Origin of the sequence: Bacillus sp. 3255, from assembly GCF_031456485.1 — a bacterium.
Taxonomy (GTDB): domain Bacteria; phylum Bacillota; class Bacilli; order Paenibacillales; family NBRC-103111; genus Paenibacillus_E.
Window position 1 is genome coordinate 47,229 of the sequence record NZ_JAVDUS010000027.1, and the last position, 13,092, is coordinate 60,320.

Annotated in this window: 12 protein-coding genes and 1 pseudogene; 11 read left to right on the forward strand and 2 right to left on the reverse strand. The window is 54.9% G+C overall.

The genetic code is table 11. From position 1 onward, the window contains the following. Position 1 precedes the first annotated feature (1 nt). From J2X61_RS32070 to J2X61_RS36535, 3 genes and pseudogenes are all read left to right on the forward strand, one after another. Positions 2-985, forward strand: a complete 984-nt coding sequence (locus tag J2X61_RS32070) for an ABC transporter permease (RefSeq protein WP_274471751.1) — start codon at positions 2-4, stop codon at positions 983-985. A gap of 410 nt (positions 986-1,395) precedes the next feature. After that, a pseudogene (locus J2X61_RS36530) lies at positions 1,396-2,319 on the forward strand (cache domain-containing protein); the annotation flags it as partial. Continuing rightward, entirely contained in the window at positions 2,320-3,270 is a 951-nt protein-coding gene (locus J2X61_RS36535) for a methyl-accepting chemotaxis protein (protein ID WP_396135528.1), read from the forward strand. A 54-nt stretch (positions 3,271-3,324) separates the two neighbouring features. Here the strand turns inward: J2X61_RS36535 and J2X61_RS32080 are convergent, their stop codons facing one another. Then, positions 3,325-4,182, reverse strand: coding sequence for an AraC family transcriptional regulator (locus J2X61_RS32080; RefSeq protein ID WP_274471749.1), 858 nt, complete (start codon positions 4,180-4,182; stop codon positions 3,325-3,327). Between the two features lie 199 nt (positions 4,183-4,381). On the opposite strand from J2X61_RS32080, the gene J2X61_RS32085 reads away from it, so the two are divergent. The 7 genes from J2X61_RS32085 (at position 4,382) to J2X61_RS32115 (ending at position 11,683) form a co-directional block, all read left to right on the forward strand. Continuing rightward, entirely contained in the window at positions 4,382-5,563 is a 1,182-nt protein-coding gene (locus tag J2X61_RS32085; RefSeq protein WP_274471748.1) for a galactokinase, read from the forward strand. Then, positions 5,564-6,550 carry a UDP-glucose 4-epimerase GalE gene (gene galE / locus J2X61_RS32090; protein ID WP_310194025.1) on the forward strand — a complete coding sequence of 329 codons (987 nt, stop codon included), beginning with the start codon at positions 5,564-5,566 and terminating at the stop codon, positions 6,548-6,550. It abuts the gene before it with no gap. 26 nt (positions 6,551-6,576) lie between these two features. Next, on the forward strand, positions 6,577-8,157 hold the full coding sequence (locus tag J2X61_RS32095) for a UDP-glucose--hexose-1-phosphate uridylyltransferase (RefSeq protein ID WP_310194027.1): 1,581 nt from the start codon (positions 6,577-6,579) through the stop codon (positions 8,155-8,157). A gap of 158 nt (positions 8,158-8,315) precedes the next feature. Further along, complete coding sequence (locus tag J2X61_RS32100; protein WP_310194030.1) at positions 8,316-9,311, forward strand: acrylyl-CoA reductase family protein; 996 nt, start codon at positions 8,316-8,318, stop codon at positions 9,309-9,311. Positions 9,312-9,355: 44 nt separating this feature from the next. Then, positions 9,356-10,213 carry a carbon-nitrogen hydrolase family protein gene (locus J2X61_RS32105; RefSeq protein WP_274471744.1) on the forward strand — a complete coding sequence of 286 codons (858 nt, stop codon included), beginning with the start codon at positions 9,356-9,358 and terminating at the stop codon, positions 10,211-10,213. Positions 10,214-10,290: 77 nt separating this feature from the next. Continuing rightward, a complete protein-coding gene (locus J2X61_RS32110; protein WP_310194110.1) occupies positions 10,291-10,959 on the forward strand; it encodes a GNAT family N-acetyltransferase in 669 nt (222 codons plus the stop codon). A 52-nt stretch (positions 10,960-11,011) separates the two neighbouring features. Further along, positions 11,012-11,683, forward strand: coding sequence for a GNAT family N-acetyltransferase (locus J2X61_RS32115; RefSeq protein ID WP_274471743.1), 672 nt, complete (start codon positions 11,012-11,014; stop codon positions 11,681-11,683). A 53-nt stretch (positions 11,684-11,736) separates the two neighbouring features. Here J2X61_RS32115 and J2X61_RS32120 read toward each other — a convergent pair whose 3' ends face one another. Further along, positions 11,737-12,186 (reverse strand): SRPBCC domain-containing protein, encoded by a 450-nt coding sequence (locus tag J2X61_RS32120; protein WP_274471742.1) that lies wholly within the window; start codon positions 12,184-12,186, stop codon positions 11,737-11,739. A 101-nt stretch (positions 12,187-12,287) separates the two neighbouring features. Between J2X61_RS32120 and J2X61_RS32125 the strand changes: the two genes are divergently transcribed. Further along, positions 12,288-13,088 carry a helix-turn-helix domain-containing protein gene (locus J2X61_RS32125; RefSeq protein ID WP_274471741.1) on the forward strand — a complete coding sequence of 267 codons (801 nt, stop codon included), beginning with the start codon at positions 12,288-12,290 and terminating at the stop codon, positions 13,086-13,088. Positions 13,089-13,092: the final 4 nt, after the last annotated feature.

Below are 13,092 nucleotides of genomic sequence, written 5' to 3' on the forward strand. Positions count from 1 at the left end.
CATGGACCTGCTCACAATGCTTGACGCGTTTTTCACGAAATTCAGTGAACTAATTAATACGACACTCGTTTATTCGACGGCTCTGATCTTCGGCGCGATGGCCGGTATCTTCTCAGAGCGTTCCGGTGTCGTCAACATCGGGATCGAGGGGCTCATGGTATCGGGCGCCTTCGCTTCCGCCGTAGGGGCATATTACGCCGAAGAAGCGAATATGGGCGTATGGTCGCCATGGATCGGCTTGCTGACGGCTATGGTCTTTGCGCTCATCTTCGCGCTCATTCATGCCGTAGCGACGATTACCTTCAAGGCGAATCAAGTCATCAGCGGCGTAGTCATCAACTTCCTGGCCGCCGGCGTTACGCTGTTTCTGGTGAAGGTGCTGTTCGAAGGCGCCGGTCAGACGGAAACGTTGAACGATGTGTTCACCAAGTGGGAATTCCCGCTATTATCGAAAATTCCGTATATCGGGTACGCGATCTTCACGGCTTATCCGACAACGTATATCGCTTTGATTCTTGTTGCTTTAACGTACTACGTGCTGTTCAAAACACCTTTCGGTCTGCGCCTACGCTCCGTCGGCGAGCATCCGAGCGCTGCGGATACGGTGGGGATTAAAGTTAAGCGCGTTCGTTATATCGCAGTTCTCATCAGCGGTCTGCTCGGCGGGCTTGGCGGTGCGACGATTACGCTGACGACGACGAGCGCGTTCTCGCATAACACGATCTCCGGCCAGGGCTTTATCGCGATGGCCGCGATGATCTTCGGCAAATGGCATCCGTTCGGCGCACTTGGCGCAGCCGTCTTCTTCGGGATGGCGCAGGCGCTGAATAACTTCATGCGGCTGTTCGATTTCTCCAAGAATATCCCGCAGGAGTTTCTCTACATGCTGCCGTACGTGCTGACGATCTTGGTGTTGGCGGGAGCTGTAGGCCGGGCAAAAGCGCCGTCGGCGCTTGGCGAGCCTTACGATCCGGGCAAACGGTAAAATCAGCACCACCTTGGGAAGAAGCCAACCCCCTGATTACAGGGCGTTGGCTTCTTTTGCTGCATAGTAGGAAGGATATCGGGGGCTGAAGCCCAAAGAGACCGCAACACGTTGTGATGTGGTCTCTTTGTTATGTACGCGTATAGCACGAGATTTCTCACAAAACCACCTAAGTTCCCGGAATGTCGAATAAAAGAGGAATTGTGTCGAACGATGACGAAAATACTGCTTCAGTTATCTCATGCTGCGGCATAGAAATAGATGAAAAGGGGAGAAAGTTATAGATGTCTATATTCAAAACGTTAACGGGAGCGAAGTCGCTTAGGGTCAAAATGCTGCTGCTGCTCCTCACTGTCTCGCTGATTCCACTGCTGGTCTCTATGCAGATTCTTACGAACCAATCCTCGAAAATGGTGGAAACGGAAACAAAAGAACAGCAGATCCACATCGCCGATTTAACGGCCAATGAGGTGAATGCATGGCTGAATGGGAAAATTACTTCGCTGCAGTCTGTGGCCAAAGCGCATCCTGACTTCGTCAATGCCAAATCAAGTACGATTATGCCGATCTTGAAGGTGATGGCGGAGAGCGATCCGGAGATTTACAAAATGGCGTACGTGGACCCGCAGGGCCAATCGACGGACACTGGCGGAGGCAAGGTGGACGCATCGAAATTCGACAATTTCAAGAAGGCTGCCACCGATAAGAAGCTGGCGGTTTCCGAAATTGTTACGGAGGCCAGCAGCGGAAAAAACATCATTATTATCGATTTGCCGATCGTTGATATTAAGGGTGAATTCCGCGGCGTCATCCAATCGTTCCTCCTGCCTGAGCAGATCTTGTCGATCATCAATCACACCAAGTTCGGCGAAACGGGTTATGGTTATCTGTTATCGGCTGGCGGTACTTATCTCGTACACCCTACGAAATCAGGCCAAAAGCTGGAGGAGTCCTCTACATCTGAGAAAATGGAGCTATACAAAAACACCGTTCTTAAGGAGGCAAACGGATACATTTTGTACAAGGAGCCGGACGGCACCTTAAAGTCCGCAGCCTATCAGACGATTGGCGCTACAGGGTGGAAGCTCGTTCTGACAGGCGAGCAGTCCGAAGTGTATCAGAAAGTGGATCAGCTTCAGAACAATGCGCTCATCATGCTGGTGATTTCCGCCATTCTCGTTACTGTACTTGCCATCGTCGTCGCTAGAGCGGTCGTCCGTCCGATTACAACGATCTCTTCGCTGATGCAGCAAGTAGGGGGAGGTGATTTGTCCGGGCGATTGACGGTTCACGGAGAAGACGAGCTGGCTTCCATGCGCAAAAATATTAATGTCATGCTCGACTCGTTCTCGCAAATCATCGGGAAAATATCGGATGCCGTCGCCCATACCGCGGCGTCTTCCGAAGAGCTGACGGCGATCGCGAACGAGTCGACGAAATCCTCCGAGCATATCACGCTTGCCGTCAAGCAAGTAGTCGGAGGCTCGGAAGCGAATTATCAGGCTTCCGAACAAATTTCGACGGCGATGGTTGAAATGTCGTCCGGCGTGCAAAAAATAGCGGAATCTTCAACCGGCGTGTCGGAAACGGTGCAAGGTGTTGTGCAGCAAGCAGACAGAGGCAACGGGGACATTCAGCAGGCTATCGTTCAAATGCAGGAGGTCAGCCATGTCGTCGAGCATACGGCAGCCTTGGTGCTCGGCCTGGAGGAGAAATCCGAGCAAATTCGCCAAATTGCCAGCTTCATTGCGGGGATTGCCGGGCAAACGAACCTGCTGGCCTTGAACGCTTCCATCGAAGCGGCACGGGCTGGAGAGCATGGCCGCGGCTTCGCCGTCGTCGCCAACGAGGTGAAGAAGCTGGCGGAGCAGACCAGCGCAGCGACGGTGAACATCACCGCAATTATTAGCGAGACGATTGCGGCGACCAAGGAAGCATCCGGCTCCATGCGCGCCGGACTGGACGAAGTGGAGAAGGGTGCGGAGCTGGTGCGGACGGCGGGCGGAGTGTTCCAATCCATTCTGACATCGGTTCGCAGTGTCAATGATGAGATTCAGGAGGTGTCGGCAGCCTCCGAGGAAATATCGGCAGGGACGGAGGAAGTGGCGGCCTCTGCGCAAGAAACGGCAGGCGTCGTGAAGCAAGCGCTGCAGGAGCTGCAGGAGATAGCGAAGCTTTCAAGCGGGCAATTGCAGTCGATGGAGGAGATTTCCGCATCTTCGGAGTCGCTCAGCGTCATGGCTGTGGACCTTCAAGAACAGATCAGCCGGTTTAAACTGAAATAAAGGAAAGGGCTGCCCAGGAAAAAGACAATCCTGAAGCAGCTCTTTTTGCCGTTCTTACAGCGATTTGATTTGATTGCGATATTCGCTTGGTGAGACGCCGTATAAGCGGCGGAATTGTTTGGAGAAATATAGCGGATCATAAAAACCGACAGACGATGAAATTTGTTCAATCGTCAATTCCAGCCGCTCGCGCAGCAGCTGGCGCGCTTTATCGACCCGCAGCTTCAGCAGGAACGTCACCGGGGTCACCTTCGTATGCCGTTTGAAGAGACGGGACAGGTAGGCGCGGTTATAGCCCAAGCTCTCGGCCATCATCTCGATGGTGATCGGTTCGGCGTACTGGGTGGAGAGATAGTGGATTGCTTGTTGGACAACGCGGTCGCTTTCGGCTTCAGCAACAAATCCTGCGGCAGTTGAGGCCGATAAAGCCTCACAATATTCGCCTAGCAGTTGGTATAAGTAACCTATCGACTTAAGTTGCGCATTCGTATGCCTAGTGCGCAGCGCCCGCTGAATGTGCCGGAAAATAACGGGGATATGCCGATTGCGGGTGTTATGAATGATAGGCCGCAGGGGATTGATGCCTGCCGATGCGATCAGCTCGGACGCTTGCTCGCCTGTAAAGGCAATCCAGCAGTAGTGCCACGGGTCGTGCTCGTCCGATACATAACTGATCAGCTGCTCGGGCTCGATCACGAAGCTGTCCCCGGGACCAAGCTCGTACTCCTCCCCCCGCGAGGAGAAGACGCCTCTTCCCGAGATGACATAATGGATCAGGTAGTAGTCATACACTTTGGGTCCCAGACGGTGGACGGGCTTCGTTTGGCTTTCTCCGGCAAAAAGGACGGTCAAAGCGCCTTCCCCGGGCGGCAGCGGATTGGAAACGACATAATAGCTTTCCTTGTTAGGCATGGCTTCTCACAACTCCTATCGCGAGGTCCTCGGTTTCCTTTCAATGTACCATATTTGGCGTACAGGGACCATGTGTGAAATCACATTTATCCATGTGGAAATTACATGCCTCCATAGCCAATAGCTGCAGTTTCTCTTATACTGAAGTTACAAACTTGCTCCTGCAGCAATCCTATTAAATACTAAAGGCGGTGCCCGAATGGCAGATTTGCAAGCATTAAAAGACACGTTTATTGAAATTTACGGAGATTCCGGGGCGGCAATTTCAGCGTTTCATGCTCCGGGCCGGGTCAATCTGATCGGCGAGCACACGGATTATAATGGCGGCTATGTGTTTCCGGCGGCGTTAACGTTCGGAACGACCCTGCTCATTCGTCCGAGACAAGACCGCGTTGTCCAATTTGCATCGACCAATCTGGCACTTCGCAAACAAATTTCCATAGACGATTTCGCTTATCGGGAAGAAGATGACTGGATCAACTATCCGAAAGGCATCTTCGTCCACTTGGCTCAAGAGGGCTTTCCGGTAACGAAAGGCTACGATCTGTTGTTCCACGGTGAAATCCCGAACGGCGCCGGCCTGTCCTCCTCGGCTTCAATCGAGGTTGTTACAGCCTTCGCCTTGGAAACGCTGGAGAAGTACCCGGTTGATACGGTCAAAATAGCCCTGTTGGCGCAAAAAACAGAGAACCAGTTCGTTGGCGTCAACTGCGGGATCATGGACCAATTCGCTGTAGCGAACGGCAAGAAGGATCATGCGATCCTGCTGATGTGCGACACGCTGGAATACCGCCACGTGCCGTTCCAGAGCGGCAGCTACAAGCTGGTGATCGGCAACACGAACAAACGCAGAGGTCTTGTGGACTCCGCTTATAATGAGAGAAGAAGCCAATGCGAGCAGGCGGTCGCTTATCTGCAGAAGCAGTTCCCGTCTATCACCCTGCTGGGACAACTGAACCTTGCACAGTTCAACGAATACAAGCACCTGATCCCCGACGAGACGGTTCGCCGCAGAGCGCAGCACGTTGTCGAAGAAATCGATCGTGTGCTCAAATCGATCGAGGTGCTGGAGAAGAACGATCTCGAATCCTTCGGCAAGCTGATGATCGGTTCGCATGATTCTCTGCGCGATCTTTATGAAGTCACCGGCTTGGAGCTGGATACGATGGTTGCGGCTGCGCTGAAGGTTCCGGGTGTGCTCGGAGCTCGCATGACAGGTGCAGGCTTCGGCGGATGTACGGTTTCGTTGGTTCACGAAGACAGCGTTCAAACATTTATCGAGCAAGTCGGCAAGGAATATACGGAAATTACAGGTTTGACGCCGAGCTTCTACGTTTGCGATATTGGCAATGGTGTCGAACAAATTGGGGAGGCGTTGTAAATGGCGATTCTAGTCACAGGTGGAGCGGGGTATATCGGTTCGCATGCAGTAGCTGAGCTGTTGGATAAAGGAGAAGAAGTCGTAATTGTCGATAATCTGCAGCAGGGGCACAAGGAGGCCGTTCTTGGCGGCAAGCTGTATGTCGGCGATCTGCGTGACGGTGAATTTCTAGACCGCGTGTTTACAGAGAATAGCATCGACGCGATCATCCATTTCGCCGCGAATTCGTTAGTCGGTGAAAGTATGACGAACCCGGGTAAATACTATCATAACAATGTGTATGGTACGTTGTGCCTGCTGGAGAAAATGAATCAATACGGCGTGAAGAATATCGTCTTCTCCTCGACGGCCGCCACGTACGGCGAGCCTGAGAATATTCCGATCCTCGAGAGCGACCGCACGCTGCCGACGAACACGTATGGCGAGACGAAGCTGGCGATGGAGAAAATGATGAAATGGTTCGACACGGCCCATGACATCAAATATGTCTCCCTTCGTTACTTTAATGCGGCCGGCGCGCATGCGGGCGGAAAAATCGGCGAAGATCACAGTCCGGAAACGCACCTTATTCCGATCATTTTGCAAGTCGCGTTGGGCCAAAGAGCTCACATCTCTATCTACGGCGATGACTACGCGACGGAAGACGGCACCTGTGTGCGCGACTATATTCACGTCAGCGACTTGGCCAGCGCACACGTGCTTGCGGTGGAGAAGCTGCGCGGCGGAGCTCCCAGCAGCATTTACAATCTCGGTAATGGCACCGGCTTCTCGGTGAAGCAAGTGATCGACATCGCCCGCAAGGTGACGGGACATCCGATTCCGGCCGTCGTTGAGCCGCGCCGGGCAGGCGATCCGGCTACGCTGATTGCCTCTTCCGAGCGGGCGAGAGCGGAGCTTGGCTGGAAGCCGACCCGCGATTCCTTGGAGGAGATCATCGCAAGCGCATGGCAGTGGCACCAGAATAACCCGAATGGTTATGCGGAATAGCCCGGTTTAGGAAAGGAAAGTGACACATGGAACGGACAGTGAAAGCGCCAGCGCAGACGGCGCTGACGATCGAAAGACTTCTTCAATTCGCGATCCAGAATGAGTTGATTCAAGGGCTGGATGTCTATACTTCACGCAATGCGTTGCTCGATCTATTCAGACTGGCAGAGCCTTATGCCGGGGAAGTGCCGGAGGAGCGGCTAAGCAGCCCTGTGGCGCTGCTGGAAGAACTGCTCGACGCTGCCTTCGAAGCAGGGCTGCTGGAAGAGAACACGACGACGTACCGCGATCTGCTGGACGCCCGCATCATGGGGATGCTCATGCCGCGCCCTTCCGAAGTCGTCAATCAATTCTGGCATACCGCCAAGACGGTCAGCGTCGAGGCGGCGACGGATTACTTCTATAAACAATCGATCGATTCCAATTACATTCGAATGGATCGTATTCAGAAGAACGAGTACTGGTTAGCGGGTACCGCTTACGGCGAACTCGAAATTACGGTGAACCTGTCCAAGCCGGAGAAGGATCCGAAGGAAATCGCCCTGCTCAAGACGCTGCCCCAAAGCAGCTACCCGGCTTGTCTGCTCTGCGCGGACAACTTGGGCTACGCAGGCCGGGTGAATCACCCGGCAAGGCAGAACCTGCGGATTATCCCGCTGGAGCTCGACAATGAGAAGTGGTACTTCCAGTACTCGCCGTACGTGTATTACAACGAGCACAGCATCATTTTCCATGAGAAGCATATCCCGATGAAAACGACAGCGAACACGTTCTACCGGCTGCTGGATTTCATCGACCAGTTCCCGCATTACTTTATCGGTTCCAACGCGGATCTGCCGATCGTAGGCGGCTCCATCCTGAATCACGATCATTTCCAAGGCGGCCGCCATCAGTTCCCGATGGAGAAGGCGCCGAGCGAGCAAACCTTCACACACGCGGATTATGCCGGCGTGAAGGCTGCCATCGTGAAGTGGCCGATGTCGGTTATCCGCTTGAGCGGGCACAGCAAGCAGTCGATCTACAAGCTGGCCAGCAAGCTGCTTGACGACTGGCGCGCGTACAGCGATGCGGAAGCGGACATCCTCGCCTTCAGCGAGAAGGATGGACAGTCTGTTCCGCATAACACGATCACTCCAATCGCCCGCAATAACGCGCGGGGCGAATACGAGCTGGATCTGGTGCTGCGGAACAACCGCACCTCGGAAGAGCACCCGGATGGCATCTTCCATCCGCATCAGCACTTGCACCACATCAAGAAGGAGAACATCGGCTTGATTGAGGTTATGGGGCTGGCGGTGCTGCCAGGCCGACTGCAAGAGGAGCTGGCGGATATCGCGCAGATCCTCACCGGCGCAGCCGATTACGGCAGCGCGATTCAGAGCAATGCCGCGCATCCGCTGCATAAGCATGCGGCGTGGATCGAGGCGATGCTCGCGCAGTATGGCGCCTCGCTGACGGCGGACGCCGCCAAGGCGGTACTGCAGGCGGAGGTCGGCAGCAAGTTCATGGACGTGCTGCTCGACGCCGGCGTGTTCAAACGCGACGAAGCCGGTCAAGCGGCGTTCGGACGGTTTTTGGCGGCTGCGGGCTTTGCGCAGCAGCAATAGTAAGGAGCTCCCGGTCCGGGTTTGGGCCGGGGGCTTTTTTGGATTTAAACGAATCGCACCTTTGAATCCCGACCCCGATTCTAGTAAACTAAATTAGGTGGAAGTTGGAAAATCAAGTCACTTGATGCAATCCTTCATGAACAGGGAGGCTAAGCCGGATGGACAGCTTTAAGGCATTGATGGTGGAACGGGCAGAGGAGCGGTTTGCTGCCGAAGTGAAACAACTGCGGATGGAGGATTTGCCGCAGGGTGAAGTGACGATACGTGTACGATATTCAGGAATTAATTATAAAGATGCGCTGGCCTGCAGTCCGAACGGACGCGTCATACGCACCTACCCGATGGTGCCGGGCATTGACCTGGCGGGGACGGTCGCCGCTTCGGCGGATCCGCGCTACCGCGAGGGCGATGAGGTGCTGGTGACCAGCTATGAGCTAGGTACGGGGCACTTCGGCGGGTTCAGCGAGTATGCGCGCGTTCCGGCCGATTGGGTGGTCCCTCTGCCGCAGGGCCTGTCTCATCGGGAGGCGATGATCCTCGGAACGGCAGGCTTTACGGCTGCGCTCTCCATCCATCGCATGGAAGAGAACGGGCTGAGCAAGGAGAAGGGACCTGTGCTCGTTCGCGGAGCGACCGGCGGTGTGGGCAGCAACAGCGTATCGATGCTGGCTGCGCTTGGCTACGAGGTGGAGGCAAGCACTGGGAAGGCGGCCGATCACGCGTACTTGCTGGATCTGGGGGCGAAGCGGGTCGTGCCGCGCGAAGAGCTGTCGCCTTCCGTAGTTAAGCCGATCGGCAAGGAATATTGGGCCGGCTGTGTCGACCCCGTCGGCGGCGAATCGCTGGCTTATGTGCTGAGCCGGATGAAATACGGCGGCTCCGTTGCCCTCAGCGGGTTAACGGGAGGCGGCGACTTCAGCGCCACGGTATACCCTTTTATATTGCGCGGCGTGAATTTATTAGGTATCGACTCGGCTTATTGTCCGGCTGAAATTCGCGGACCGATCTGGCAGCGTCTAGCTGGCGGTCTGAAACCGGCTATGCTGGAGCGGATGGTCTATAAGGAAGTGGGCTTAGACGAGGCTGTCGGAGCAGCACAGGAAGTTCTGGCAGGGAAAGTCCGCGGGAGAATACTTATCCGCTTACAGCCCTAAGCGGGAAGGCGGTGACAAGTTCACAAGTGAAGGAGAATGAAGAGATGAAAATGCGCGTTTCGGCGGTTCAGTACCATTTACATACCATCCATAGTTTTCATGAGTTTGCGGCGCAGGTAGAGCATTATGTGAAAGTGGCTCAGGAGTTTGAGGCGGACTTCGTGCTGTTCCCGGAGCTGTTCACGACACAGCTGATGTCGATTGGCGATGAGCAGGGCCAGGCGCTGCCGATCGAGGCGCTGCCTGCGTTCACGGAGCAATACCGGGAGCTGTTCCAGGGGCTGGCGAAGCAGTCCGGCATGCATATTATCGGCGGTACGCACATTACTTCCGAAGAGGGGAAGCTGTATAACACGGCCTTCCTCTTTTATCCCGACGGGCGCATCGCGGAGCAGAAGAAGCTGCATATCACCCCGACTGAGGTGAAGGAATGGAACATGGGGGCAGGGGACTCGCTGCAGGTGTTCGACACGGACAAAGGGCGCATTGCGATCCTCGTCTGCTACGACGTCGAATTCCCGGAAATTGTCCGCATGGCCCGCGCGCGCGGGGCCGACGTGCTGTTCGCACCGTCCTGCACGGACGATCGCCACGGCTTCCACAGGGTTCGTTACACTTGCCATGCGAGGACGATTGAGAACCAGATTTATGTCGTCACGACGGGCACGGTCGGTGCGCTGCCGACGGTCGATTTCATGCGGGCGAATTTCGGACAAGCCGCTGTCATTACCCCGAATGATGTGCCTTTCCCGCCGCGGGGCATTCTGGTCGAAGGCGAGATCAATAATGATATGGTGGTCACGGCCGATTTGGATTTGGACCTGTTGACCGTTGTCCGCGAGAGAGGCTCCGTAACGACATGGCGCGACCGCAGAACGGACCTATACACCGACTGGGCATAGGCAGGTAGGCAGGCTGTGAGTGGGTCAGAAGGAGGAGTCTTGCGATGGATGCAGGAGCAGGTGAGAAAGACGCTAATCTGTATTATAAAAAGCTGTACGTTTTCGACGGCAGCAGGCCGGTCGAGGCGGTCATCCGGCATTACGGCCGAACGGATTTCGAGGCGCTGATTCGGGTGCAGCAGGAAAGCTTTCCCCCTCCCTTTCCGTCCGAGCTGTGGTGGAACGAGGAGCAGCTGACGGAGCATATTACCCGATTCCACCAAGGTGCGCTTTGCGTGGAGGTCGGGGGGCAGATCGTCGGCTCGCTGACAGGGCTGCTGGTCGATTACCATGAGGAGCATGCGGCCGACCACAGCTGGTCGGCGCTGACCGATGACGGCTATATCCGCACGCACCGCCCGGACGGGGACACGCTATATATCGTCGATATTGGTGTCATGCCCGCGTACCGCAAATTCGGTCTTGGGAAATGGATGATGCAGTCCATGTACGAAGTAGTCGTTCATCTGGGGCTGCGCAGGCTGCTCGGCGGCGGACGGATGCCGGGATATCACCGGTATGCCGCGGCGATGAGTGCGGAAGACTACGCCGACGCTGTCATAGCTGGGGTGTATAAGGACCCAGTCATTACGTTCCTCCTGCGCTGCGGCCGCACGCCGGTCCGGGTGGTACCTGATTATTTGGAGGATGCGGAGTCGCTGAACTATGCGCTGCTGATGGAGTGGCGAAACCCTTTTCGGCAGTGATCGTCTGTTTTTGAAATTGAAAATTTGAAATCGAAGGAGATTGAGCACGTCAATGGACTACATACGGATAACAAGTATCGATAACCCTTTATTTCGCGAGATGCACAATTTGATGAAGGAAGTTTTTCCGCCCGAAGAGGTGCTGGAATTCAGCCTGTGGAAAGAACCGCTGGAAGACCCCGGCATCCGGGTGTTCGTTGCGGTGCACGAAGGGAAGGTCGTCGGCACGACGGAGTATCGGTACTATGACGATTTCCAGGTCGCGATGACGGATTTCACGATCATCGGCCAAGCCGGGCTTGGGATCGGCCGTTTCCTGGCGCGCAAGCGCTGGAGCGATCTGGAGGCGCTGGCTGCCGAATCCGGCAAGCGGATGGTGGGCATGTTCGCCGAAATCTATGATCCATACCGGATCGAGGGCCATGAATTTGGCGGCGTGAAAACGATGGATCCTTACGTGCGGCGCGAGGTCTTGTCGCATTTGGGCTATAAGCGGATCGACTTCCCGTATGTGCACCCGTCCTGGGAGAACAACGGCGAAGCGGTCGAAGAGCTCGATCTTTGTTTCCTGCCGACCGATGAGGAGATGACCGAGCTGGATGCGGCGCTTGTCGTGAAATTCCTGAAGCGCTATTATTCCGTATTGGAGAACAAGCCGCAGGCTTGGCACGCGATGGTGGAGGGGCTGGAAGGAAAAGCTTCGCTCGCTCTATTGCCGTTATAATAGCGAAAGGACAGTCCTTCGAGTCAGATCTGCTGACCGAAGGACTGCCCCTTTTACCAACCGAAGTCTAACGTCTTCCCTGTCTCCGCAAGCGTCTTAATATTGCTCAGAATCATCCACCAGCTTGCTTTCGTACTTTCGAAGCTTGGGTGATTCGGCGTCCATTCATCGTTCACGAGCGTCATCTTCGTGCAGGTTCCGACAGTCTCGAGCGTAAAGGTGATCCGGGACTGGAAATCCGCATGATTCGGATTGTAGGACGGACCCGCGTGCTCCGTACAGGACAGCAGCTTCTCAGGCTCATAGGCCAGAACCTTGCCGTAGACATGGACGGTTTCGTCGCCGTCATTGCCAGGCCCTACATAGCGGTAATCGGAACCGATCTCGAAGGTCGACTCCAGTACGCTGCCGAAGAGAGTTTTCCGTGTTCCCTCCGGTGTTATTAGAATATCCCATACTTCTTTGCATGTTGCGCCAATATAAAATTCATATCTCAGTTCCAACTGAAAGTCACTCCTTCATGAGGTAATGGAGGTAATGTACTTATCATATAGGATTGTATGTTCCCCTGTATTGTAAAAACGCGACAAGGAGGGATGGCACTATGTCGGATCTCATTAAGCCCAGTCTTGGGATTATGAATCTGCAGCAAGGCGTGCGCAAATTCCAGCTTTCCCGGCTGGAGCCCGCGGACGATTTGGCTTATTTTATTCGCCACTTCTGGATTGTGCGTTGGGATTTAAGAGGCGAAGACCCCTATACGCAACATGTGATTCCCAACCCCTGCGTCAATATGATCGTGGAGCCAGGGCGATCCGCCATTTACGGCCCGGGCAAAGAGAAGTACGGACATGTCCTGCAGGGACAAGGGTGTGTAATTGGCGTCAAATTCAAGCCTGGCGGTTTCTATCCGTTCGTGAAGCGGCCGGTTTCCGGTATGCAGCTCAGCCCGCTGAGCGTGCAAGAGGTATTCGGTGCAGATCCGTTTGCGCTGGAGGAGAAGGTTTTCGCTCAAGAGGACGAGAGGCGGATGGCTGCACTGGTGGAGCGTGTAATTCGTCCGAAGCTTCCCGAGCGGGATGTGCAGGTGGCGTTCATCAACGAGGTGATTGATTATATTAATCAAGAGCCCGATGTCACCAAGGTGGACACGCTGTGCGATCGCTTCCAAGTGAATAAAAGGACGCTGCAGCGTCTATTCGATCACTATGTGGGGGTCAGCCCCAAGTGGGTCATTAAGCTGGCTCGCATTCAGAATGCAGCCGAGACGAGCGATACGAGGGAGAAGCCGAACTGGGCTCAGCTTTCGACGGATCTAGGCTATCATGACCAATCGCATTTCATCAAAGATTTCAAATCCATCATCGGCCAGACACCCGAAGAATATGCCCGTCATGCGCTATGATAAA

What these genes read in the sequence shown, in the direction of transcription:
- J2X61_RS32070 (WP_274471751.1), top strand. Translation starts at nt 2, where the DNA reads ATGGACCTGCTCACAATGCTTGACGCGTTTTTCACGAAATTCAGTGAA.
- J2X61_RS36535 (WP_396135528.1), top strand. Translation starts at nt 2,320, where the DNA reads ATGCTCGACTCGTTCTCGCAAATCATCGGGAAAATATCGGATGCCGTC.
- J2X61_RS32080 (WP_274471749.1), bottom strand. Translation starts at nt 4,182, where the DNA reads ATGCCTAACAAGGAAAGCTATTATGTCGTTTCCAATCCGCTGCCGCCC.
- J2X61_RS32085 (WP_274471748.1), top strand. Translation starts at nt 4,382, where the DNA reads ATGGCAGATTTGCAAGCATTAAAAGACACGTTTATTGAAATTTACGGA.
- galE (WP_310194025.1), top strand. Translation starts at nt 5,564, where the DNA reads ATGGCGATTCTAGTCACAGGTGGAGCGGGGTATATCGGTTCGCATGCA.
- J2X61_RS32095 (WP_310194027.1), top strand. Translation starts at nt 6,577, where the DNA reads ATGGAACGGACAGTGAAAGCGCCAGCGCAGACGGCGCTGACGATCGAA.
- J2X61_RS32100 (WP_310194030.1), top strand. Translation starts at nt 8,316, where the DNA reads ATGGACAGCTTTAAGGCATTGATGGTGGAACGGGCAGAGGAGCGGTTT.
- J2X61_RS32105 (WP_274471744.1), top strand. Translation starts at nt 9,356, where the DNA reads ATGAAAATGCGCGTTTCGGCGGTTCAGTACCATTTACATACCATCCAT.
- J2X61_RS32115 (WP_274471743.1), top strand. Translation starts at nt 11,012, where the DNA reads ATGGACTACATACGGATAACAAGTATCGATAACCCTTTATTTCGCGAG.
- J2X61_RS32125 (WP_274471741.1), top strand. Translation starts at nt 12,288, where the DNA reads ATGTCGGATCTCATTAAGCCCAGTCTTGGGATTATGAATCTGCAGCAA.